Source organism: Sulfurimonas sp., assembly GCF_047622445.1.
In the GTDB taxonomy this organism is placed as follows: domain Bacteria; phylum Campylobacterota; class Campylobacteria; order Campylobacterales; family Sulfurimonadaceae; genus Sulfurimonas.
Genome location: NZ_JBLHOE010000006.1, coordinates 40769 through 65437, shown reverse-complemented (window position 1 = coordinate 65437; position 24669 = coordinate 40769). Strand labels below are relative to the sequence as shown.

18 protein-coding genes are annotated in these 24669 nt (G+C 33.0%); 17 read left to right on the top strand and 1 reads right to left on the bottom strand.

Annotated features, from left to right (window positions below; genetic code table 11):
• The 14 genes from ACI9TV_RS02695 to ACI9TV_RS02630 all read left to right on the top strand — a co-directional run.
• Positions 1 to 377, top strand: a 377-nt coding sequence (locus tag ACI9TV_RS02695; protein ID WP_415249216.1) for a hypothetical protein, incomplete at its 5' end; no start/stop codon positions are given.
• 56 nt (positions 378 to 433) lie between these two features.
• A complete protein-coding gene (locus ACI9TV_RS02690) occupies positions 434 to 808 on the top strand; it encodes an anti-phage BREX system Lon protease BrxL (protein WP_415249215.1) in 375 nt (124 codons plus the stop codon).
• Positions 771 to 1211, top strand: a complete 441-nt coding sequence (locus tag ACI9TV_RS02685; protein ID WP_415249214.1) for a PDDEXK nuclease domain-containing protein — start codon at positions 771 to 773, stop codon at positions 1209 to 1211. The genes ACI9TV_RS02690 and ACI9TV_RS02685 overlap by 38 nt, the downstream gene beginning before the upstream one ends.
• Before the next feature lie 210 nt (positions 1212 to 1421).
• Positions 1422 to 2993 carry a DmsC/YnfH family molybdoenzyme membrane anchor subunit gene (locus ACI9TV_RS02680; RefSeq protein WP_415249213.1) on the top strand — a complete coding sequence of 524 codons (1572 nt, stop codon included), beginning with the start codon at positions 1422 to 1424 and terminating at the stop codon, positions 2991 to 2993.
• A gap of 24 nt (positions 2994 to 3017) precedes the next feature.
• On the top strand, positions 3018 to 3323 hold the full coding sequence (locus tag ACI9TV_RS02675) for a hypothetical protein (RefSeq protein WP_415249212.1): 306 nt from the start codon (positions 3018 to 3020) through the stop codon (positions 3321 to 3323).
• A 45-nt stretch (positions 3324 to 3368) separates the two neighbouring features.
• On the top strand, positions 3369 to 4523 hold the full coding sequence (locus ACI9TV_RS02670; RefSeq protein WP_415249211.1) for a TolC family protein: 1155 nt from the start codon (positions 3369 to 3371) through the stop codon (positions 4521 to 4523).
• On the top strand, positions 4523 to 5638 hold the full coding sequence (locus tag ACI9TV_RS02665; RefSeq protein ID WP_415249210.1) for an efflux RND transporter periplasmic adaptor subunit: 1116 nt from the start codon (positions 4523 to 4525) through the stop codon (positions 5636 to 5638). The genes ACI9TV_RS02670 and ACI9TV_RS02665 overlap by 1 nt, the downstream gene beginning before the upstream one ends.
• A 1-nt stretch (position 5639) precedes the next feature.
• Positions 5640 to 8705: an efflux RND transporter permease subunit gene (locus ACI9TV_RS02660; RefSeq protein WP_415249209.1), complete on the top strand. Its 3066-nt coding sequence runs from the start codon at positions 5640 to 5642 to the stop codon at positions 8703 to 8705.
• 106 nt (positions 8706 to 8811) lie between these two features.
• On the top strand, positions 8812 to 11505 hold the full coding sequence (locus ACI9TV_RS02655) for a cation-transporting P-type ATPase (RefSeq protein ID WP_415249208.1): 2694 nt from the start codon (positions 8812 to 8814) through the stop codon (positions 11503 to 11505).
• 15 nt (positions 11506 to 11520) lie between these two features.
• Positions 11521 to 12009: a SixA phosphatase family protein gene (locus ACI9TV_RS02650; protein ID WP_415249207.1), complete on the top strand. Its 489-nt coding sequence runs from the start codon at positions 11521 to 11523 to the stop codon at positions 12007 to 12009.
• A 14-nt stretch (positions 12010 to 12023) separates the two neighbouring features.
• Entirely contained in the window at positions 12024 to 12302 is a 279-nt protein-coding gene (locus ACI9TV_RS02645; protein WP_415249206.1) for a heavy metal transporter, read from the top strand.
• Positions 12302 to 13321: an aldo/keto reductase gene (locus ACI9TV_RS02640; RefSeq protein ID WP_415249205.1), complete on the top strand. Its 1020-nt coding sequence runs from the start codon at positions 12302 to 12304 to the stop codon at positions 13319 to 13321. Before ACI9TV_RS02645 ends, ACI9TV_RS02640 begins: the two co-directional genes overlap by 1 nt.
• A gap of 9 nt (positions 13322 to 13330) precedes the next feature.
• Positions 13331 to 13957, top strand: a complete 627-nt coding sequence (locus ACI9TV_RS02635) for a LysE family translocator (protein WP_415249204.1) — start codon at positions 13331 to 13333, stop codon at positions 13955 to 13957.
• Positions 13958 to 14102: 145 nt separating this feature from the next.
• Positions 14103 to 18056 (top strand): transporter substrate-binding domain-containing protein, encoded by a 3954-nt coding sequence (locus ACI9TV_RS02630; protein WP_415249203.1) that lies wholly within the window; start codon positions 14103 to 14105, stop codon positions 18054 to 18056.
• Here the strand turns inward: ACI9TV_RS02630 and ACI9TV_RS02625 are convergent.
• On the bottom strand, positions 18031 to 20265 hold the full coding sequence (locus ACI9TV_RS02625) for an EAL domain-containing protein (protein WP_415249202.1): 2235 nt from the start codon (positions 20263 to 20265) through the stop codon (positions 18031 to 18033). The two genes, ACI9TV_RS02630 and ACI9TV_RS02625, sit on opposite strands and share 26 nt — an antisense overlap.
• 310 nt (positions 20266 to 20575) lie before the next feature.
• On the opposite strand from ACI9TV_RS02625, the gene ACI9TV_RS02620 reads away from it, so the two are divergent.
• The 3 genes from ACI9TV_RS02620 to ACI9TV_RS02610 are packed head-to-tail and all read left to right on the top strand — an operon-like array spanning position 20576 to position 24644.
• Entirely contained in the window at positions 20576 to 22873 is a 2298-nt protein-coding gene (locus tag ACI9TV_RS02620; protein ID WP_415249201.1) for a molybdopterin oxidoreductase family protein, read from the top strand.
• The gene (gene cobA / locus ACI9TV_RS02615; RefSeq protein ID WP_415249200.1) at positions 22863 to 24119 is read left to right on the top strand and encodes a uroporphyrinogen-III C-methyltransferase; all 1257 of its coding nucleotides are present in this window, start codon (positions 22863 to 22865) and stop codon (positions 24117 to 24119) included. The genes ACI9TV_RS02620 and cobA overlap by 11 nt, the downstream gene beginning before the upstream one ends.
• Positions 24120 to 24131: 12 nt before the next feature.
• Positions 24132 to 24644, top strand: a complete 513-nt coding sequence (locus tag ACI9TV_RS02610; protein WP_415249199.1) for a YgjP-like metallopeptidase domain-containing protein — start codon at positions 24132 to 24134, stop codon at positions 24642 to 24644.
• Positions 24645 to 24669: the final 25 nt, after the last annotated feature.

The window sequence follows — 24669 nt, the reverse complement described above, 5'->3', positions numbered from 1 at the left end:
TTACCTCTTTTAATAATGATTTTAAATGGGCAAATGATAAAAAACCAAAAGATTTTCAAGAGATAGAAATATTTTTTGATAAAGATGAATATCTACCTGCAATCGCCTTATACAGCGATGAAAAAACATTAATAATAGAACATATGAATCAAGAAAATGAAAAAGTTTATTTTGAGGATATGGATTTTGTGAATATTGCACAAGAGGTAGCATATAGCTTGTTAAATGATAAATATGAAAGATTTTCAGTTGAAGTCACTAATGAAACCATATTAATTGTACCATCTACAATAGAACCAATTATTAGAGATAGAGAAAAAGTTAGAGAAGCATTAGTTAAAAGAAAAGAGGAAAGAAAAAAACTAACTGGTATTTAGAGGATTATAAAAAACAAAAAGCAAATGATTTCAAAGAAGATAACTCAGAATTTGAAATGTTAGATAGAGAAGATAACAAAGATAAATCATATGATTTTAAAAATGAGTGGGAGTACAAACTAAAACAACATTATAAAAGTGCAGTAGTAGATAAAGGACTGATGCTAAAGTTTGAGAGTTTTAAATTACCTCGTTTTGTTTCAGAGTACATAGTTTCAACTTTCATAGATCAACACGGTTTAAAAGATGGACTTGTGAAAGTTGAAGAGTTTTTATCTAAACACTATCCTAAACCAAATTCTACTGATTTACTTCATTATAGAATCCAAACAGAAGGTTCTATAAGCATCATAGACAACTTTAAAGTGAGTGTTCACATAGAAAGACATGGAAATGAAAGATTTACAAAAAGCACTTTTAGGCTCACTTAAAGAGTTTATTTTAGAGTTGGGTGTTGGATTTGCATTTATTGGTGAAGAGTATCGTTTAGAAGTGGGTGATGATGATTTTTATATTGATTTACTTTTTTACCATAGAGATTTGAAATGTTTAGTAGCGTTTGAGCTAAAAATAGGCAAATTTAAACCAAGTGATTTAGGGCAACTTGAATTTTATCTAGAAGTACTCGATAGAGATGTCAAAAGAGATGATGAAAATCCTAGTATAGGTATACTCTTATGTAGAAAGAAAAATGATGAAGTGGTTAAATATGCACTAAGTAGAAGTTTAAGTCCAACAGTTGTATCAGAATATGAAACAAAACTAATACCTAAAAAAGTACTCCAAGATAAAATGAATGAGCTTTACGAGCTTTATGCGTTGGAGATAATATAAGGTAAACCTACAAATTTTTTAAGTGAATTTACTATTAAAGGTTTTGTATTAGATAAGAAAAGACTTGAAAATGCTTCTTTTATTATACTCGTAGATATTGGAAGTCATAGGGATGTTTATTTCGGGTAAAGCTTAAATTTTAAACAAAATAATAGTCTATACGATGCAAAACTGATGTATAATTGACTCATAATTAAAGAGGAGAACCTTTTGCAAACACCTTTAGAAAATTTTATAGATCATAAATCTGAAACTGGAATGCAGTGCGGTAACTACTCTATAGATATTCCACAGCTTAAAGATGGTGAACAGTATAGATTTCATTTTGATGCCACTGCATGTGTTGGTTGTCATTGTTGTGAAGTAGCCTGTAATGAGCAAAACAATAACCCAGCAGATATAAAATGGCGTAGAGTTGGTGAAATGGAAGGTGGTGAATTTCCAGCTTTTTCTCAACTTTTTAACTCTATGAGTTGTAATCATTGTATAGATCCCGAGTGTCTTATTGGCTGTCCTACAAACTCTTATATAAAGATAGAAGAAACGGGAATTGTAATCCATGAAGATGATACTTGCATAGGATGCCAGTACTGCACATGGAACTGTCCTTATGAAGTACCAGTTTTTCACGAAGAGCGAAACATAGTTACGAAATGTCATATGTGCCACGAAAAACTTGATGTTGGTGAAACACCATCTTGTGTGCAAGCGTGTCCATCTGGTGCGATTATGATTGAGACAGTGAACATAAAAGAGTGGCTTGAAGATGATATTGACGAAGAAGGCAATATGCCGTTTCTACCTGATGCAAGAATTACAAATTCAACTACACGTTATACTTTGCCTGAAAATATGCCCGAAATGAAAGAAGTGGATGAGCATATTTTAAAGCCTGCTCACTCAGAACTACCACTTGTTTTTATGACAGTTTTAACACAAATATCTTTAGGTGGATTCTTTGTACTTTTCTTAGGTGATGTTATGAGTGTTTTAGGTTTCGAGTCTGCAAACTGGATGATGGCACTTTTAATCATGCTTCCTGCTGCACTAGGTCTTCCTCTTTCCGCATTACACCTAGGTCGCCCATTTTTAGCACTTACGGCTATGAAAAATATCAAAACGTCATGGCTCTCTCGTGAGGCTTTAGCCTTGGGTGTATTTACACTTTTAATGAATATTGTCGTCGTTATGTATTTTATAGAAGAGATTCATATAAGCATACGTCTATTAGTTGAAGCAATAACCTTAGGGGTTGGGATATATGGAATCTATGCGCAAAGTATGATTTACCGTATAAAAGCACGTCCATCATGGGATAGAGAAACTACAAACATTAAGTTTTTTGGAGTGGCATATATAGGTGCATTCTTAATGGCTTTTTTTGCAGTCGTGTTTAGTATGTATGATATTGCCATTCCTTTACTTGTTCTAGGAATGTTAGGAGCACTTGCCCAAATGTTCTTCTCTTTAGAAGACTTAAGAGATTTAGATACAGAACAGAAAAATGAGTACCAGTTAAAAAGAACACAAAGGCTTTACAATGAGAACTTTAAAAATGTAAAATTATTTCGTTTTATAGCTCTTATCTTAGGGGGAGTATTTTTACCTCTTTTTGTCATAACACTAGTAAGTGCAGATTCTATGGGAGGGGCAAGTATAGGCCTTTTTATCTCGTTAATACTGGTATTTGCAAGTGAGATAAGTGATAGGTTCTTATTTTACGCTACAGTCGTTCCACTTGGAATGGCTGGTGGATTTTTTGTTGGGAAGCAAAGAGGTTAATACAAACAAGGTATAATCTTTGCCATGAAAACAAAAAGTTTTGTTACATTTGCATTGTTGTTTGTTCTAAGCTTTTCCATAGCTCACGAGTATGTTTTTGCACTTTTTGATGATGACCACGCTAGTGTTATCGAATATGTTGCAGAGCTAGAAGCTCCATCTGATCATGGAGATATCTGTGATGCACATTTTGAATATCACCAAAGCTTTGTACTTACTGAGAACCTTGTTCTCTCTAAACTAGAATACAGATTTCTAAGTAAGACTCTTGTAACAGAATCCTACAACTTTAAAACCTACTCAAATTTTTTAAAACCCCCAATAGCATAAACCTTACTATATAAAAACATTAAATACATATAAATAGGAACAATAATGATAAAAATATTATCAGTCATTGTTTTACTTTCTGCATCAATATTTGCGCAAAGCTTTGATGAGTTTTTAAACAATGCCTTAAAAAATAGTCCGTATTTAAAATCAAATAATTTAAATATAAACCAAGCCAAGGAAGAAGGCTCACGCCTACTTCGATATGAAAATCCAAGCCTTAGAATTAAATACTCTAGATTCGAAGATGGTGAAGCAGATGGGAATGGGTATAAACTAGAATACTCTCAAGCTCTTCGATTACCTGGAGTTGGGCATGCAAAAGAGATGCTCTCTCAGTCATTAAGTAAGAGTGCAAAAGCTTCGTATGCATTGGAAAAATCACAATTACGTAGAAATATATCACTAGAATATATAAAGTATTCTCAGATGAAAACCTTAGAAAAATTAGGAGAGGAAAGACTCTTCTTAGCGCAGACACTTTATTCTTTTACAGAAAAAAAGTATGAAGAAGGGACAATATCTCGAGGCAAAATGCTTGCGTCGAAACTTGAGTATGAAATGTTACATATTAATATGGAAAAACTCAAGTATGAGACCATTCAAAGCTATTTTTCACTTCTAAGTATGGCTGGAGTTAAGGAAGAGGTAGAGCTTAGTCTTGGGCATAATTTTGTCCTAACTACAACAAGTACTCCTAATGTAGAGATTGATTATCTACAAAGCCAAAAAGATAAGGCTCTCGATGTAGCGAATGTAGCTTCAAATACAATAGAATCGATTGAACTGTATGGTGAATATGAAAAGGAACCAGTAGAAAAAGTGATGAGTCTTGGTGTCAAGATTCCTTTAGTAATTTTCAATGACAAGTCACAAGAAAGGCGTATAGCGAAACTTGAAGTAGAAAAACAAGATTACTTGATTGAAAATGAAATAGCAAAAATAAATCTAGAATTAATAAAGCTTGGTAAACAAAGAGTATTACTTCAAAATGTAAAAACAAAGAATGAAAATCTTATAAAAAGTTTGTCTGAAATGTTATTGATGTTTGAAGATGCTTATGCAATTGCTAAAGTTAATTTACTTGAAGTTCAAGATATTAAAGCAAAAATTTTAACGGTAAAGTCCAACTTGCTTGAGACTCAAACAAAATTAGACCAAAATATTATTATGTCTAATTACTTAGAAGGTAGTTTATAATGAAAAAAATTATATTAATGAGCTTATTTTTATATAGTGCAGTTTTTTCTCTTGAAATTCCACAAGAGCATGCACAATTAAGAGAGTTTGGAAAGTCTGTGGAACTTAATGCCCAGATTATCCAACTCTCAAACTCTTCACAATCTGTAATGAGCCAAGTAAGCGGACATATTGAGAAGTACTATGTAAAAGCAGGTGAAAGAATTAAAAATGGACAGAAGATAGTTTTGATTGAATCAATTATGCTATCAAAAATGACAGCCAATTTTATTTCGCAAAAGAAGCAGCTACATTCGTTAGAAAAGAATTATGCAGCAACACAAAACCTTTACAAAAAAGGTATGACATCGCTTCAGTCACTCAATCTACAGAGTATAGAAAGGGATGAATTACTTTCAAGTTTTACAGCATTGAAGTCGCAGTTAAAAACACTAGGTGTAGATACAAGTAAACTCACTAAAGCAACATCAAACTTTATTCTTTATGCGCATAGTGATGGGGTTGTATCAAAAGTATTACAAGCTTTACATTCAGGGATTCAAGAAGATACTCCCATTATTTCTATGGTAAAAGAACAAGCGTATTATGTAAAGTCTTTTTTACCTTTAGAGTATGCGTCAAAAGTACGTGTGGGACAAAAAAGCACTTTAAAAGTAAATGGAAAAATGATCAGTTCTTACATTACTCAAATTCTTCCAGAAGTGGATGAAGTAACGCAAAGAATCGTGTTACTATCTAGTATAAACGAAAAGACGGATAACCTGTATATCAACACATATCTTGCAGTTACCTTGCACTTTGATGATACAAAAAAGCATGTAGCTGTAAATAAATCAGCACTTTCATTTTTTCAAAATGAGTGGGTTGTTTTTGTACCAAGGGAAGAAGAACAAGGACATGAAAAACATGAGTCAGATGATAAAGATGAACATAAAGGACATGATCATGATGAAGAGGAAGTTCTTTATGAACTTAGAGTAGTAAAAGTTATTACACAAGATGATAATTATGTAGCCGTAGAAGGTTTGTCAGTCGGTGAAGAATATGTAAGTGCTAAAAGCTACTACGTAAAGTCTATGCTTTTAAAGTCGTCTCTTGGCGGACACGGACACTAGGATGTTACATTATTTAATCGATACATCATTAAAATATAAATTTTTAGTAATCACACTTTTTATAGTGATATCCGCCTTTGGTTTTAAGGCTTATCAAGAGATTCCAGTGGATGCTTTTCCTGACATTACGCCAAAGCAGGTAGTGATTTATACAGAATCTCCGGGCAATTCGGCTGAAGATATTGAAAAGCTTATAACCTATCCTATAGAATCAGCACTCTCTGGTATGGCTAGGGTAAAGCTCATTATGTCAAATTCGCTTTTTGGACTTTCCTATGTGTCTGTTTTCTTTGAAGACGATATGGATATATATTTTTTACGTCAGTTAGTATCTGAGCGCTTAGGTTCTGTGGATATTCCAGCAGGTTGGGGAAAACCAACACTAGGGCCAAATACAACCGGCTTGGGTCAAGTATTTTGGTACGAGATTAAAGATACAACAAAGAAATACTCTTTACGTGAAATACGTGAGATGCAAAATTATGTTGTAACACCGCTTTTTAAAAGTGTTAGTGGAGTGGAAGAAGTAGTAAGTTGGGGTGGTTATGAAAAACAATACAATGTTCTCATAGATACGAAAAAACTTCAAAATATTGGAGTGACTTATCACGATATTGTGAATGCTTTACAAAGCTCTAATCAGGCAGCTGGTGGACAGTACTTAGAGTTTAATCGTGAACAGTATCTTATCCGTGGGGCAGGACTTTATAAATCACTTGAGGATATTCGAAATACTGTGGTGAAGTCAGGTGCCGGTCACTCAGTAACTATACGTGATGTAGCGACAGTAGAGACTGGTTCAGCTCCTAGATTTGGTTCTATCAGTATAGACGGTGGTGAAGCTGTTATTGGGATGGTTTTACAACGTACAGCTACAAATGCAGCAAAGGTTGTTGCAAAACTCAAAGAAAAACTTGAGGTCGTTGAGTCTGCACTTCCTGAAGGTGTAGTTATTCGTACCATATATGACAGAACTGAGATTACGCATAAAGCTGTAAATACAATGACTTCAGCATTAGTTTCCGGTGTGATTTTGGTTGCCATAGTTCTGTTCTTATTTTTGTTTGAACTACGTTCTGCATTTATTGTAATCATATCTTTACCTTTATCTCTTTTAGTGGCATTTTTACTAATGGACTATTATGATGTGAGTGTAAACTTGATGAGTCTAAGTGGTTTAGCCATAGCAGTAGGGATGATAGTTGATGGAACCATTGTTATTGTAGAAAACTCCTTTAGAAAACTTCACGATGAACCAGGTAGAGCAAAAATTGAGGTTATAGCTGATGCAGCAAAAGAAGTAGCAAGTCCTGTTACTTTTGCAGTTTTAATCATAGCGGCTGTTTTTATTCCTTTACTTTCACTTGATGGCTTAGCAGGCAAGCTTTATTCACCAATGGCACTAAACATTGTGTTTGTAATGCTTGGTTCACTTGCAGTTGCTTTGATTTTAGTTCCGGTTTTAAGTGTCTTGCTTTTAAAACCATCTAAATCAAAAGAAAATGCCGTGATGAGAGGGATTAAAAAAATATATACACCATTTTTACTTTTTTCACTTTCACATGCAAAAATGGTCTTAGTCTCTGTGTCTATAGTTTTTGGAGTACTAGCATACATGTTGACGCTTCAAGGGCGTGAGTTTATGCCAGAGCTTAATGAAGAGTCGATTATGTATAGAGTTGTGGCTATTCCGGGAACCGGACTTAAACACTCAACACAAACAGCTGGTGAAATAGAGAAATATATTCTCAAAAATTACTCGGATGATGTGGAGTCAGTTTTATCTATGATAGGGCGAAGTGAAAATGGCGAGACTGCTCAAGCTAATTATATGGAAGTGCTTCTTACACTCAAACCAAACATAGAAAGTCTACCTCTACTAACAAGGGAAATGAACAAAGATTTAAAACAGCACTTTGAGTTCATAAACTTTATTCCAACACAACCTATAGCAATGAGAATCGAGGAGTTGCTTGAAGGGGTAAAAGCAGAGTTAGCGGTGAAGATTTATGGAGACGATCAAAAAGTACTTGACTCAATTTCTAAGGACATTCAAGCAGTTTTAGAAAATGTGGATGGCTTAGATGAGATGGAAGTTGAGGTACAACTTGGCCAAGCACAGATAAAAATTGAACCAAATTATCTTTCTCTTGCTCGTTATGGAATCAGTGTTGAAGAGCTTATGAATGTAATTCGTAATGGTCTCGGTGAAGAAGCTGTGAGTGAAAAGATAGAAGGAATTCGTAGATTTGGAATTGTTGCTAAAATCAAAGATGCTAAGACTGATATAGAAGCGGTGAAGGCTGTAACAATGCGTTCAAGCAATGGAGCTTTAGTAACACTAGAACAAATTTGTGACATTAAAGTTATGCAAGGTCCTTCATTTATAAAACGAGAAAACTTGAGTCGTTATATGGTTCTTTCTATGGGTGTGAGTGGTCGTGATGTAGCCTCTTTTGTTGAAGAAGCAGATGCTCTAATTAAGAAAAATGTTGTCATCCCTGATGGTTATTACATCGGTTGGGCAGGGGACTTTAAAAACATGAAAGAAGCTACTCAAAAGTTGATGATAATCATACCTATTACACTCTTTTTGATAGTACTTCTTCTTTATACAGCATTTAATTCTCTTTCAAAAGCGGGACTAATTTTACTCAATGTACCATTTGGTCTCATAGGTGGAATCTCTGCTTTGATGCTTAGTGGGATTTATCTTTCTGTATCTGCAATCATAGGTTTTCTAGCAATTTTTGCGATTTCTATTTTGAATGGGATTGTACTAGTGAGTTTTATAGATGAACTTCGAGCTAAGTTTCCTCGGGTAGAGTTGAAAATCTTACTCAAAGATGCAACATTATTGAGACTTCGTCCAGTACTAATGACAGCATTTACAACATTATTTGGAATACTCCCACTTCTTTATGCCACTGGTGTTGGAAGTGAGATTCAGTATCCACTTTCTGTTGTGATTACGGGAGGTATTATTAGTTCAACATTATTGACACTATTAATTCTTCCATCAACATATCTATTATTTTACAATAAAAAACATCAAAAAAATCAGTAGATAAACTTGGGATACTTTTGCAAGTATCCCTTGGAGTAATAGCTTTAAAGTTTAGAAATACAATGGTATAATAGACCAGACTATATGTTTTCATAAGGAGTCTGAAATGCAGCATTTGATGGGACAGAGTTGGCATAGTATACAACCAGAGGAGATAGTAGAACTTTTAGAGAGTGATATGAGTGATGGCTTAGGTCCACTGAGCATCAAACATCGAGAAGAGTTTTTTGGTAAAAATACTTTAAAAGAAACAAAGCAAGATTCTAAATTGAAAAAATTTATCTTGCAGTTTCATAATGCACTTATCTATATTCTTTTAGGTGCATCCCTCGTTACAGCACTACTTCATGAGTGGATAGACAGTGGTGTAATCTTCTTCGTAGTTATTATAAACGTCATCATCGGTTTTTTACAAGAACTCAAAGCACAAGAGGCTATAGAATCATTAAAGAAGATGATGCAAACAGAAGCTATAGTTATTCGAGATGGTGAAAAACTTAGTATTTCTTCGGTAGGTATAGTTCCTGGAGATATAGTTTTACTTGAATCTGGTTCTAAAGTAGCGGCTGATTTAAGGCTACTAGAAGTGAGAGATTTAAAAGTAGATGAGTCAATGCTTACGGGCGAGTCTGTAAGTTCACTCAAAACTGCTTCTCTGCAAAGACAAGACATAACTTTAAATGACAGAAACAACATGGCGTACTCTGGAACCTATGTAACTTATGGTCGAGCAAAAGGTATTGTCGTTGCTACCGCGGACCATACAGAACTGGGAAAAATCGCACATCTTCTAGAAAATACACAAAGTATGGATACCCCACTTACAAAAAAAATAGCTGCTTTTTCAAAACTTTTATTGTACGTAATTTTGGCTCTTGCAGCATTTACTTTTGCTATTGGTGTGTTAAGAGAAAACAGTGCAATAGAGACATTTATGGCTTCAGTTGCTTTGGCTGTAGGAGCTATTCCTGAAGGTTTACCCGCTGCTGTAACTATTACACTTGCAATTGGTGTGAGTCGCATGGCGAAGAAAAATGCCATCATTAGAAAGCTTCCAGCTGTGGAAACCTTAGGAAGTGTTACAACAATATGTTCAGATAAAACAGGTACGCTTACGCAAAATAAGATGACAGTAACAGACATTTATACTTCAGGCACTTGCTACACTATAACAGGAAGCGGTTATGAGCCTAAAGGCAAGCTCTTAAAAGATGGCCAAAAAATAGAATCTTTAAATGAAAATTTACAAGAGATATTTCGTATAGGTTATTTATGTAATGAATCATATCTTGTGCAAAAAGATGGGCTCTATAGTATAAATGGTGACCCAACAGAGGGAGCATTAGTTGTTAGTGCTCTTAAAGTTGGATGTAGTGAACATCTTTTACATGTAGAGTATCCAAGACTAGATATTTTGCCATTTGAATCAGATAGACAATTTATGGCTACGATTCATAAAGATGTAAAAAATGAGCAAAATGTTTTATATCTCAAAGGATCTGTTGAAAAGATAGTATCTATTTGTGAGAATGAAATGAGTGACGGTGAAGTTATTGCGATTGATAGAGCAAAGATTGCACATAAAGTGGCACAGTTTGCCTCCCAAGGTCTGAGAGTTTTAGCTATGGCTAAAAAAGATGTATCCCAAGATAACATAGACTCAGAAGTACTTAAAAATAAGTTCACTTTTATGGGTCTTCAAGCAATGATGGATCCTCCAAGAGAAGAAGCAATTTTAGCGGTGGAAGAGTCTCTTGGCGCAGGGATTAAAATCATTATGATTACGGGAGATCATGCACTTACTGCTTTTTCAATAGCTAAGATGATGTCCATAGTTCCACAAGAAACAGAGTATGAAGGCTCGGTCATAACTGGTGCTGATCTTTTTAAGTTGACAGATGCCGAGCTTATTGAAAAAGTAAAAGAGGTACGGATATTTGCAAGAGTAGAACCAGAACAAAAGCTCCGTATTGTAGATGCGCTTCAAGAAGCAGGGGAGATAGTTGCAATGACAGGAGATGGTGTGAATGATGCTCCAGCTCTTAAACAAGCAGATATTGGGATTGCTATGGGTGTCACTGGAACTGAGGTTGCAAAAGAAGCAGCGGATATGATTTTAAGTGATGATAATTTTAGCTCCATTGCACATGCTGTGAGAGAGGGAAGAAATGTGTTTGATAACTTGATCAAATTTATCACATGGACACTTCCTACGAATCTCGGTGAAGGACTCATGATTTTATTTGCGATTAGCTTAGGTTTAACACTCCCAATCCTTCCTGTACAAATTTTATGGATAAATATGTCTACTGCAATTTTCTTAGGTCTGATGCTTGTGTTTGAACCAAAAGAGGCAGACATAATGTCGCATCCTCCTCGTAGTCCACAAGCTCCAATTTTAGGTAAAAGTATGATTGTGCAGATGCTTGTTGTTGGTTTTTATATGCTCATTGCATCTTATATGATGTTTAATAACGCCATCGCTAATGGGCATAGTGTTGAGTATGCAAGAACTATTGCTGTAAATATTTTTGTATTTATTGAATTGTTTTATCTGTTTTCTTGTAAAGAGTTACAGAAGTCAGTATTTAAAACAAACATATTTAATAATAGATTTTTACTTATAGGTGTAGGAATGATGACTCTTGTTCAAGTTGCATTCACTCATACAAGTTTGATGAACACTCTTTTTAAAAGTGAATCTTTAGATATCGAAACCTGGATAAAGATACTTTGTATATCTTTTGGTGTATTATTTGTTGTTGAGATGAAACGATTTATAGAAAATAAATTTGCATAAGGTATAAAGTGAAATATGAAAAAAATATATATAATTAGACATGCAAAATCAAGTTGGAAAGATATGGATTTAGAAGATTTTGACAGACCTCTAAATAAACGAGGAGAGTTAAATGCACCTCTTATGGGTAAAAGATTAAAAAAGAAAAGTGTAGTGCCTGACATCATTCTATCAAGCTCTGCTCTAAGAGCAAAAACAACAGCAAAGATGATTGCGAAAGAGCTACAGTACTCTCAAAAGATTGTCTTTAAAGATGATATGTATCATACAAATGTAATTTTTTTACATAAGATGCTAAAGCATCTTGATGATAAGCATACAACTGTATTCTTATTTGGGCATAACTCAGAGTTAAATATGTTAGCAGAGTACTATGTAGATTTAGAGGAAAATATCCCAACCTGTGGAATCGTAGAGATAGAGTTTAGTAGTAAAAAATGGTCAGGTATTAGTAGTAAAAATGCCACGCTTCTCTCGTTTGATTATCCGAAAAAAGAAAATTAATAAAAGGTTATATAGTGAAACAAAATTTCGAAGTTTTAAATGTTAAATGTGGTGGATGTGGACATACACTCATCACATCTTTAGAGAAAGAATTTGGTACTGTTGAAGTTAACTTGGAAGTTGAGCCTAGGGTTATTACCTTGGATGTAGAAGAGGGAAATATCCCTCGCTTGAGAGTAGAACTTAAAAAACTAGGTTATCCAATGAGTGATGAAGACCTAAGCAAGTTTGACGCTTTTAGTACAAATGCAAAGAGCTATATTTCATGTGCAATAGGGAAGATAAACAACTAATGAATTACAGATATATAGGACGCACTGGATTACGTGTTACACCGATTTGTTTAGGTACGATGAATTTTGGTTCTTCATGTGAAGAGAAAGAATCCTTTAAAATTATGGACAAAGCTTACGACAGAGGAATTAACTTCTTTGACACTGCTGAGCTGTATCCAGTACCTCCAAAAACATCATGGGCAGGGGAAACAGAATCTATCATCGGTAGGTGGCTTAAAGACAAACCTAGAGATAAACTGATCATCGCTTCAAAAATTGCTGGTGCTGCAAATGGTTGGTTTGTTCCACCTATTCGCCATGGCTTCACCGCAGTAGATAAGTTTCATATCAAATCAGCGATAGAAGGAAGTTTAAAAAGATTAGGAACGGACTATATAGACCTCTACCAAATGCACTGGCCTGATACTGTTGTACCCATAGAGGAGTCCCTTAAAGCTTTTGATGAGTTGGTACAAGAAGGGAAAGTTCGTTACCTTGGGACTTCAAATGACACAGCGCATGGTTTAACTAAAGCAAATGAAACTTCAAAAAGGTTAGGTATTGCAAGATTTGAATCCATCCAAAACAATTTCTCTTTAAACAATCCACGCTTTTTAGATGAGTTGGCTGGTGTGTGTAAAGCAGAAAATATTTCATTACTTCCCTATTCACCAATTGCTGGTGGAGTTTTAAGTGGAAAGTACAATGGAAGTTTTTACCCTGAGATCAGTAGATTTTCAGACTACTTAAAAAGTGAGAATCCTCGTGCACGAGCACAAGCTACAAGATTTGTAAATAAAAAATCTTTAGCAGTAACTCTGAAGTACATGGAAATTGCAAAGAGACTGGAAATTTCGCCTGTTACGCTAGCAGTAGCGTACTCAAAACAGTTCGACTTTGTAGCTTCGACTATTATCGGTGCGAGAACAGCAGAACAACTTGATGCGTCTTTTGCAGCTCTAGATTTAGAACTTAGTGGTGAAGTTATGAAAGAGATACAAGAAATACAACAAGAGATTATGTATCCTATGGGCTAGGGGAGAGGTATGGATTCTTTAAATTTTTGGCTTTTATACTCAATAACTGTTTTTGTAGCTTCGATCATTCCAGGTCCCAGTATGCTTTTAGCTTTAAGTCATGGACTAAAATATGGAGCAAAAACTTCAATAGCTACTGCCTTGGGTAATACTACAGCATCCATGATTCAAGCAACTATATCAATCACAGGTTTAGGACTCTTACTCACAACTTCAAATACAGTATTTATGTTGATTAAGTATGTTGGTGCTTTATATTTAATCTATCTTGGGATTAAACTTTTTAGGACACCTTTTCATATCGAGACAAATAATTCATCAAAAACAAAAAATAAATCTAGTAGAAAACTGTTTAATGAATCATTTATTATTGCTGCATCTAATCCTAAAGCACTCATTTTTTTTACAGCACTTTTTCCGCAGTTTATTAACGAAGGTCAAAACAGTTTTTTCGATTATTTTTTACTTGTAACTTTACTTGGAATCATAGCATTTACTTGTATGATGATATATTCCTTAAGTGCTTACTTCATCAAGGATTTATTCAATAAAACTTCAATAGGTAAATATTTTGGGAAGATCATAGGAAGTTTGTTTATTGGATTAGGTGCTAGTTTAGCTTTAGATAGAAGGTAAATAGGCTAGCTAAATATCAATTTTTTTTAACTACAAATAACTGTATACCTATATCTTAAGTACTTTTAGCGTAAAAAATAAAAAATCTAACTTACTTTTAATAGATTTGTATTATACTTAATACTACAAGAATAAGGAATTTTTTTTGAAAAAACTCTTAATAGTATTTTTACTGTTTTTATTATTATCTATGTCTGTAGATGCAACCAGTTTCACTCAAAAAGAGAAACTTTGGCTTAAAAATAACCTAAACATAGGCTTAGTGGCTCCTAGATATATAGAACCTTATGTTCTCTCAAATTTTGATGGAACCTTCTCTGGAATAGTTCCTGATTATCTTGAGAAAATATCTGAGATTATAGGGAGTCGAGTTTATATCAAAGTCTTGGTTGATGCAGGAAAAGGGCATAGCTTGTCTCACGAAGAAGGTTTTTATGGGCATGCTACTCTCGTTGATTCTCTTATGATTAGAAAGATGCATAGTCTCACTAATTCTTACATGAAAACTCCATTAAACATATTTACTTCGCATAAGAGTAAAATAAAAATTCAAACTCACAAAGATTTAGAAGGTAAAAAAGTTGCTGTATTAAAAGGTCACTTGGGAATGATGGATTTTTTAAATGAACTTGAGGGTATAAGTATAGTGGTATCAAAAACCCCAAAAGAGCAATTAATTTTACTTCAAAATGGTGAAGTTGATGCTGTTGTTGGCTATGTAAACTATCATTATTTCATCAATAAATTGTTTTTAACAAATATAAAACTAGCTTTCTCTTTAAAGAACGAACTATCTATACACATGGGAGTGAATGATAAAAATAAGACTTTAAAGTCCATTTTAAATAAAGCTATTGGACTTATTTCAAAAGATGAACTCTATGAAATTCAGAGTAAATGGTTTAGAGAATATATTGTTAATGATACTAAAGGTGCAATACAATCTAGAAGTTTAAACTTAACAAAAGAGGAAAAAGAGTATTTAGCTAATAAACCATACCTTAGTGTTATGAGTTTAACAAAATTCCATCCATTCTCATTTAAACGAGATGCAATTATGGTAGGTTATACTAATGACATATTACAACTATATGGAAGTATACTGAATAAAGAAATCAAACTTGTTACAAAAACATGGAATGAACAATTAGATATGTTAAAAAAAGGTACATTAGATTTTATACCTTATATAGTAAGTACAGATGAACGTAAAAAGTATATGGATTATGTTGATTTTGAGCATATAAATTATCTTATAGGTTTTGCTACAAACAAAAATAATAAAATCAATTCTATGGCAGACTTAAAAGGTAAAAAAGTAGCTGTTGTAAATAAATATTTTGTTCATGATCATTTAAAAAATAATTTTCCAAATATTGAATTAGTTCTTACTGACTCAACGCAAAAATCTCTTGAGGCTGTTGCTAAAAATGAAGTATATGCAGCTTTGGATAATGTTACAACTTTAAATTATTTTATTAAAGAAGGATGGCTGCGTCAAATCGCTATCAAATATGTTGATGATTTAGGTTTACCCCATATTAATAAATTACATATGAGTGTTAAAAAAGGTAATCACTTATTAAAATCGATTTTAGAAAAAGTGAATAAAGTATTACCAAGTAATAAAGTTAATAGCTTAAAAGAAAAATGGTTCGGTAGTAATAGTTTAGATACATTGTTAACGCAAAAAGAGAAAGAATATTTAGATGAAAAACCATACATTTCTGTTATGAGTTTAAAGAATTTTCAGCCATTTAGCTTTAAAAATAAGGGTGAATTTTTAGGATATAGTGTTGAAATTATGAGGCTTATTGGAAAGAGTTTAAACAAAGATATAAAGTTTATTGCAAAGCCATGGAATGAGCAATTAGAGATGCTGAAAAATGGACAATTAGATGTAATACCTCACTTGGCCGTTACAGATGAACGTAAAAAGTTTGTAGATTATACAAACTTTATACACATTACATTTTTAATTGGTTTTGCTATTCAAAAAGACCAAACTATTAACTCAATGGAAGATTTAAAAGGAAAAACATTAGCAGTAGTTAAGGGGTATTATTTACAGAGCCACATAGAAAAAGCTTTTCCTCATATTAAATTACTAGTAATGAAATCTACAGAAGCGGCAGTTGATGCAGTTGCGCAAGGTAAAGCGTATGCGGTCATTGATAATACACCTACTCTTAACTACTTTATTCAAGAAAAATGGCTTAGTAATCTAAAAATTGCTACAGTTGAGGATTTAGGACTATCGCTTCAAACTGAAATGCCAATGGGCCTTACCAAAGGAAATTATTTATTAAAATCAATTTTACAAAAAGCAAATAAATTGATACCTTTTAATGAGCACCTAAAGTTAAAAAGAAAATGGCTTCTCTCAGAAGATTCACTTATTAACTTAACAGATGAAGAAAAAGCATATTTAAAAGATAAAAAAATAATTAAAATGTGTGTATTACCAGACTGGCTACCTTTTGAACAAATAGATGAATATGGGGCTCATAAAGGTATTGGTGCAGATATAATGAAAATAGTTTCTAAATCTATAGATACACCAATAGAACTTATGCCTACAAAGGTATGGGCACAATCTTTACAAAGTATCAGAGATAGGAAATGTGATATTTTACCTGTTGCAATGGATATTCCAAGTCGTAGAGATGCTATGAATTTTACAAAGCCATATGTTAAAGAACCTTTTGTAATAGCAACAAAATCGGAGCAGCTTTTTATAAAAAATGTACATGAACTATCTAATCGTAAAGTTGGCATTGTAAAGAGTTATGCCCATATAGAGGTATTGAAAAGTAAAAATCCATCTATAGAAATACTAGAGGTTGTAAATACAAAAGAAGGACTAGAAAAAGTTAGCAATGGAGAGCTTTTTGGATATATAGATACAATGCCTACAATTGGATATGGTATACAAAAATATTCTTTGTTAGATTTAAAGATAGCCGGTAAATTGGAGTTTGACATTAGGCTCAGTGTTGCTTCAAGAAATGATGAACCACTCTTAAATAGTATAATGCAAAAAGCACTAGATACTATAAGCGAAGAAAGAAAACGAACTATTGTTGGGAAGTGGATTGAAATTAAAGTTGCACAAGAATTTGATTATACACTGTTTTGGCAAGTTGGATTTATATTTTTAGTGATTCTACTAGCTATTATATATAAAAATAGGGCAGTCAGTATTCTTAATAAAAAACTATTAATTGCAAAGCAAGAGACACAAGAACAGCAAAACATGATTGATAAATTTGTTTTAATATTTACTACTGATTTAAGCGGTGTAATTACGAATATTAATGATGCATATTCTAAAAGTATTGGATATACAAAAGATGAACTACTAGGTCAAACGCATGCTATTATGAGACATCCAGATATGAAGAAAGATATTTTCAGAGATATGTGGAATGGATTGATAAGTAATGATGTTTGGAGTGGTGAAGTCAAAAACTTCAGTAAAGAGAAAACAGCAGTTTATTTTTTTATAAATATTGAACCTATTGTTAAAGAGACGAAAAAAATAGGATATAGATCTATTTGTGAAAATATTACAGATAAGAAAAGAATTGAAGAACTCTCAGTTACAGACCAGCTTACACAACTCGCTAATAGACTTAAACTCGAAGAGATATTTAAAACTGAGATACAGAGAGCAAAAAGGTACAAGCATCCATTTTCAGTAATACTTTTAGACATAGATAATTTTAAATCCGTAAATGATACCTATGGACATGATATTGGAGATGAGACACTTAAAAGCGTTGCTAAAGTATTAAAAGAAAGTGTACGAAGTACAGATATAGTTGGACGATGGGGTGGTGAAGAATTTATCATTTTAGCATCAGAAACAAATCTTGAATGCACTGTTCAACTTGCAGAAAAGATAAGAAACAATCTTGAATTGTACCAATTTAAAGTTATAGGATCAAAAACGTCAAGTTTTGGAGTCTCTACTTTTGAGGAAAATGATACGCAACAGACATTAGTCAAAAAAGCCGATAATGCACTCTATAAAGCAAAAAACAATGGTAGAAATAGAGTGGAAGTTTATACTACTTTAGAGGTAATTCCAACTTAGGCTCGGAAAAATAATACCCTTGAGAATAATCAATACCAAGCTCTTTAACTTTTGCTTGAATTGATTCATTTTCTACATATTCGGCTATTGTTTTCATATCCATTTTTCTTGCAAACTCCACTATCATAGATACTACCATTTGAGCATCCTTATTGTGATTTATATTTTTTATCATACTTCCATCTATCTTGATATAGTCTGCTTTTAGTTTCATAAGGTACTCAAAGTTACTATAACCCGTTCCAAAGTCATCTATAGCTATTCGACAGCCATATTTTTTTACTTTTTCTATAAAGACAGCTATTTGTTCAAAGTTTTCTATAGATTCAGATTCTACAATCTCAAATACTACATTAGATCCATTCTTACATCTCTGAAGCATATCAAAGATATATACTTGCATGTCTTCGTTCAAAATATCTTCAATAGTAAGATTTACAGAGAATTCTATATCTTTATCTTTAAACTCTTCAAAAGATTTTTTTAACATAATCTTCGTGATACTTTTGTAGTACTTTGTCTTTTTAGAAATATTTAAAAAGAAATATGGAGATATTAATTCATCACTATCTTGAAGTCTTACTAAACATTCATATTTTTCCCAAAGACCTGTGTTGTTATTGACAATTGGCTGAAAGACAGGAATAATACTATCTGTCTCAATTGCTTTTTTTATTTTTTTTGTCCATTTCATATTGTTTTCATATTCGTCATTTAAGGACAAATAATCAGTATATACTACGATGCTCTTATTTTCTTTTCTTGCAATTTTAAGTGCCATATCTGCAGTTATTAGTATCTCTAATGGTTTTTCAAATGATATTGCAGCACTAAGGTTTAAGAAAATTTCATCTTCACTTATTATAATTGCTTTTGTAGCAATGGTAGATGTTATAGATGTTATATTTTGTATAAAATCATCTCTATTTATATCTTTATTTAATATAACAAATTCATCACCTTGAAGGTGGTAAAGCTTACATACACTTCCACTACCCTCTAGCATGTCGTAGATATTATTACCTAGACTTTTTATGAGTATATCACCTTTTTCATGACCATAGAAGTCATTAATTTGTGAAAAATTATCTATATTTAAAATAGCAAGGGCTGGGTTGACACTACTCCGTATATCGTTGTTTAGTTTATATCTGTTTCCAAACCCTGTTAAAGTATCAGTATTAGCAGCAGTATTTAGTTTCTGCTGTTGATGGACCATTTGTGTAACATCATGTCTTACTGCTATGTACTCAACAATATTTTGCTTATCATCAAGTATTGGTAGTATTACCATATCTACCCAATAGTCATTGATCTTTCCTTTATTTTCTAAAATACCTTTCCAGATTTTCTTTGCTTTTATAGTATCCCATATTTTTTTGAATACTTTATCCCGATTTGATGGATGTCTCACAAGAGCATGAGATTTCCCTATAAGTTCAGCTTTTGTATAACCGGTAATTTTACAAAAGTTATCGTTAACATAAGTAATGTTACCTTCTAAATCTGTTTTACTTACTATACTAGACTCGTCCATTGCTAATTGGTGTGATTTTAAAAAAGCAACATTTTTAGATACTTCATTTGTTTTGTACATTACTTCATTTTGAAGACTTAAAGCTAAGTTCTTGAAGTATTTAATTAAATACAAGGAAATTACTACTAAAATAAGTAGAACAGCTAAATCAAAGATCACATTTTTGATAAAAGACGTTATAAAGAAAGAACTGATTTTCTCTTTAGGAACCTTTATGCTTATGATTCCTCGTAATTCTCCTAGTACATAGTCATAAGCTTTATCATACTTCTTGGATATAAACTTTGGTGCATCTTCTTTTGCTCCATGACAACTTAAACATTTTTGCTCTATAAAAAGTGGAGTTGCGTATTGAAAATACTTACCTTCATTACTAAAGTATTCTTTTTCTTTTTTATTCTTGTTGAAAAAGTTTATAGCTTTAAGTTCATTTATATCAGCCTGATTTTTTGGATTTCTTGCTCTGGAGGAAACTGTTTGTATTTTTACACCAAAGTGATTTTTTTTTGAAAACTGTTGAGATATTTCAAAGGCTGAAAAAGCGGGAAGACCTAAAAGTGTTTTCTCGTTTAAAGGGATAGTTTTATTTAAATAAAGATTTTGATAATAGTTTCTATGCACTAACATAAATTGATTGAGTGTTTGAGATTGCTTTTGAACGAAGTTATACATTCTATCATTTGCATCATAATAATTTATCGTAATATTTCCTATGGATATAATGATAAATAAAATAGGTACTAGAACTATTTGTTTTGTTGATATTATAATATTTTTGATATCACTAATCCTTATCTATAAATAGTTTAAATATCTTAAGATATTAATTATACAGATTAATGTTTTTTTTTAGCTTAATGTGTTGATAATATAACTAAATTCTGATATGTAAAAGCTCTTTGTGCTTAATATTTAATCCAAAAACCTAAATAAAAAATATTGATTATGTTATTATTGATTATCTAGAATAAGAGAGTGACATATGATTAGTTTGATAAAAGATTTTCTTGGTTTTGATATAAAAGAAGAAAAGTATAAGTTATCATCAGACCCTCAATTTGGTGTTATAGCAGACGAAAAAAAACCTGATAAATGGGTTTTTTCTACGTGTGGATACTGTGGAGTAGGGTGTGGACTTTACATTGGTGTGAAAGATGGTAAAGCTGTATATACAAAAGGTAATCCAAAACATGATGTAAACATGGGAACACTTTGTCCAAAAGGGCTGAGTGAACATCAACTTATAAACTCTAAAGAAAGAGTTACTTTACCGCTTATAAGACGTGCCGGAACTTTACGTCCTGCAAGTTGGAAAGATTCTTTTACTAAAGTTTCGTCTGAATTTAAACGTATAGCAAAAGAACACGGTGAAAAAGCTGTTGGTGTTCTTTCAACAGGGCAACTTCTTACTGAAGAATTCTATACACTTGGAAAATTTGTACAACTAGGATTAAAAACAAATAACTACGATGGAAATACGACACTTTGTATGGCTTCAGCAGTTATGGGATATAAACAGTCTTTAGGTTCTGATGGTCCAGTAGGTTCTTATGAGGATTTTGAAAAAGCAAATACCATTTTTCTTATCGGTGCAAACATAGCAGATAACCATCCTATTTTAAAACTTCACCTTGCTAAAAATAAGAATAAACCAAACATAATAGTCATAGATCCAAGGGCTTCAAAAACAGCGCAAATGGCTACTACCTTTATTCCTATAAAACCAAGAACTGACTTAGCACTTTATAATGGATTGGCATATATTGTGATGGAGCAGGGCTGGGAAGATGAAGGGTATATACAAGCAAATACAAATGGCTATAAAGAGCTTAAAAAACATCTCAAAGATTATCCGCCACAAGAAGTCGCAAACATAACTGGTATAGATGTGAAAACTCTTTATGAACTCGCACGTCAGTTTGTTTCGCAAGACTCTGTTCTCTCAGCGTGGACTATGGGAGTGAATCAATCTTTTATGGGGACTGACACTGTAAGTGCTATCATAAATCTTCACCTTTTAACAGGGCAGATTGGTCGTGAAGGTGCAGGACCTTTTTCTATAACAGGACAATGTAATGCAATGGGAACACGAGAATTCGGTTTTACTTCTTCACTTCCTGGGTATAGAAACTATGGTGATGAAGAAGCTTTAACAGATTATGCATCGAAGGCAAATATTCCCCAAAATATTATACCAACAGAACGTGGATATAAATACGCAGAAATAATAGACGCAATAGACAGAGGCGAAATAAAAGCACTTTGGATAGTCGCAACAAATCCACTTGTAAGTTTTGTGAACCAAAATAAGCTTCGTGCTACTTTAGATAAACTTGATTTACTTGTAGTTCAAGATGCATTTATGTCAGATACGGCAGAGATAGCAGATGTAGTTTTCTCGGCTGCAACATGGGGTGAAAAGGAGGGGACGTATACAAACTCCGAGAGACGATGTAATCGTGCGAACAAAGCAGTAGAACCGATTGGGGATGCAAAGAGTGATTTTGACATAGTACTAGAGTTTTCAAAGTACTTTGGTGGAGTAAATGAGCTTTTATTTCCTGAGTGGAAAAAGCCAATAGATGCTTTTCATGAGATGAAAAAAGTGAGTGAAGGTCAGTTGTGTGATTATTCTGGAATTACGTATGAGCTTTTAGAAGAACATGGTGGAATCCAATGGCCTTGTAATAAAGAGAGACCATTAGGTACGAAAAGATTATATTCACCAGATATTGCTTTTAGAACTAAAGATGAAAAAGCAAACCTCTTATGTGTAGAGTGGTTTCCCATGGCGGAACCTCAAAGTACTACATTTCCAGCACTTTTAAATACTGGTCGAACAGTAGAACAGTGGCATACACGTACAAAAACAAGAAGTATAGATATCCTCAATGATTTAGCACCTGAGTCGTGGATAGATATAAATCCTAAAGATGCAGAAGCTTTAAAAGTCAAAAGTGGCGATAGAATGGCAATATCGAGCGTAAGAGGAAGAGTTGAAGATATAATGGTTCGAGTATCTGGGAGTGTGAGAGAAGGAAATATATTTGTTCCTTTTCATTACAATACAGCACTTGTAAATAATCTTACAAATGATAGCTTTTGTCCAAAATCTGGTGAACCAAACTATAAACAAACAGCTATTCAACTTCATTCTTATGAAGTTCCAGATGGACTAGTTTTTAAAGAAACAGAAATAAGTGGTGAAATCGAACATGTTAAAACTGCCTACGAAGGTATAAAAATTATAGAGAAAGTGAGCATACTAAATGGAAAATAAAACCTTACCGATTTTACTTAAAAATCAGAAAATTCTTCTTATTGGTGGTGGTAATGTCGCTTTACAAAAAGCAGATGTTTTACTTCAAAATAAGATAGACTTTAAAGTTGTAGCAAGTATACTAGATTATAGAATCAAGACAGTAAGTCCAAAAGTAGAACAAAAAGATTTTGAGCTGAGTGACATAGAAGATTATAAAATCATTATAGATGCGACAGGAAATATGGAAGTAACTAATGTACTTTTAGAATATAAAAAGACGCATGACATTCTTTTAAATGTTGTAGATGTTCCAGAGTACTGTGATTTTTACTTTATGGCTTTAACAAAAAATCGACCACTCCAAATAGCCGTTTCAAGTAATGGTGCTTCACCTACTGCTGCAAAGCATTTTAGAGATGAGTGTGAAGCACTGATTCCTAAAGATATTACTGCTTACTTAGAGAAAAAGCAAATACAAAGAGATAGTGGCATAATTCAAGTTGAAGAAACACAAAAGGAATTAATTAAACGTAGTTCTAAGATTTATCTTGTTGGGTGTGGAACTGGGGATGTGGAATTACTTACACTTAAAGCATATAAAATTATAAAAAGTGTTGATGTCGTTTTTATAGATCATCTCATTGCTCAAGAGATTCTTGATATTATCCCCGAAAGTACAAAGAAAGTTTTTGTTGGAAAGCAAAAAGGTTTTCATTCGGTGAAGCAAGCACAAATCAACAAGCTTTTACTAGAAGAAGCGGCAACAGGTTCAAGTATAGCGAGACTTAAAAGTGGAGATCCATATATATTTGGTAGAGGAAGCGAAGAGGCTATTTCATTAGTAAAAGAGGGTGTGTCAGTTGAGGTAATTCCTGGAATATCTTCTGCTATTGCAGGACCACTTTTAGCAGGAATTGCTCCAACAGCACGTGGCTATGCTACAAATCTCTCTATTGTATCAGCACATTTAGCAGGGAACCGTATAAACTTAGAATGGGTTCCAATGTTAAAAATGGGAAACCATACAGTAGTCGTACTTATGGGAGTGTCACGGGCAGTACAAATTCAAGAATGTGCAAAGTCTATAGGTGTGGATATGAAAACACCAGTGGCTATAATATCTAATGCCTCGAGAAAAAATCAAAGTACGCAAATAGGTACTTTAAAAAATATGGATACATTATGTGAAAATGCACCACGACCAGCTTTAATAGTAATAGGAGATGTGGTAAACTTACACGAAATATTGCCAAAAATGGATTAAATACATCTCTTAATGAAAAAATTAAAATATCTTAGTCATTACCCACAACAAACTCAAGATCAAGTGCATCAGCTTATCCAAGCTGATAAACTTTCTACTCATCTTTTAAAAAAATACCCGTCTTCGCATACAATGAAAAATGACAAATCACTTTTTTCTTATGCAATAGATTTAAAAAATGAGTATATGAAAAAATCATCTCCACTCTCAAAAGTAATTTATGATGGAAAAATAAATGTTATTCATAATGCTTTAGGGACACATCATTATATATCCAGAGTGCAAGGCTCAAAACTCAAAGCAAAAAATGAAATAAGAATTGCTTCCATGTTTAAAAATGTACCCGAAGCATTTTTAGAAATGATAGTAGTACATGAACTCGCACACTTCAAAGAAAAAGAACATAACAAAGCATTTTACAAAGTGTGTGAACATATGCAACCCAACTATCATCAAGTGGAGTTTGATTTACGACTTTATCTCACTCATGTAGATATGAAAGGTAAGTTAGAAGAATGGTGTTAAGCATAAATATGTATAAAATATAGGC

What these genes read in the sequence shown, in the direction of transcription:
- ACI9TV_RS02670 (WP_415249211.1), top strand. Translation starts at nt 3,369, where the DNA reads ATGATAAAAATATTATCAGTCATTGTTTTACTTTCTGCATCAATATTT.
- ACI9TV_RS02640 (WP_415249205.1), top strand. Translation starts at nt 12,302, where the DNA reads ATGAATTACAGATATATAGGACGCACTGGATTACGTGTTACACCGATT.
- ACI9TV_RS02620 (WP_415249201.1), top strand. Translation starts at nt 20,576, where the DNA reads ATGATTAGTTTGATAAAAGATTTTCTTGGTTTTGATATAAAAGAAGAA.
- ACI9TV_RS02660 (WP_415249209.1), top strand. Translation starts at nt 5,640, where the DNA reads ATGTTACATTATTTAATCGATACATCATTAAAATATAAATTTTTAGTA.
- ACI9TV_RS02610 (WP_415249199.1), top strand. Translation starts at nt 24,132, where the DNA reads ATGAAAAAATTAAAATATCTTAGTCATTACCCACAACAAACTCAAGAT.
- cobA (WP_415249200.1), top strand. Translation starts at nt 22,863, where the DNA reads ATGGAAAATAAAACCTTACCGATTTTACTTAAAAATCAGAAAATTCTT.
- ACI9TV_RS02665 (WP_415249210.1), top strand. Translation starts at nt 4,523, where the DNA reads ATGAAAAAAATTATATTAATGAGCTTATTTTTATATAGTGCAGTTTTT.
- ACI9TV_RS02685 (WP_415249214.1), top strand. Translation starts at nt 771, where the DNA reads ATGAAAGATTTACAAAAAGCACTTTTAGGCTCACTTAAAGAGTTTATT.
- ACI9TV_RS02650 (WP_415249207.1), top strand. Translation starts at nt 11,521, where the DNA reads ATGAAAAAAATATATATAATTAGACATGCAAAATCAAGTTGGAAAGAT.
- ACI9TV_RS02655 (WP_415249208.1), top strand. Translation starts at nt 8,812, where the DNA reads ATGCAGCATTTGATGGGACAGAGTTGGCATAGTATACAACCAGAGGAG.
- ACI9TV_RS02675 (WP_415249212.1), top strand. Translation starts at nt 3,018, where the DNA reads ATGAAAACAAAAAGTTTTGTTACATTTGCATTGTTGTTTGTTCTAAGC.
- ACI9TV_RS02690 (WP_415249215.1), top strand. Translation starts at nt 434, where the DNA reads ATGTTAGATAGAGAAGATAACAAAGATAAATCATATGATTTTAAAAAT.
- ACI9TV_RS02635 (WP_415249204.1), top strand. Translation starts at nt 13,331, where the DNA reads ATGGATTCTTTAAATTTTTGGCTTTTATACTCAATAACTGTTTTTGTA.
- ACI9TV_RS02625 (WP_415249202.1), bottom strand. Translation starts at nt 20,265, where the DNA reads ATGTATAACTTCGTTCAAAAGCAATCTCAAACACTCAATCAATTTATG.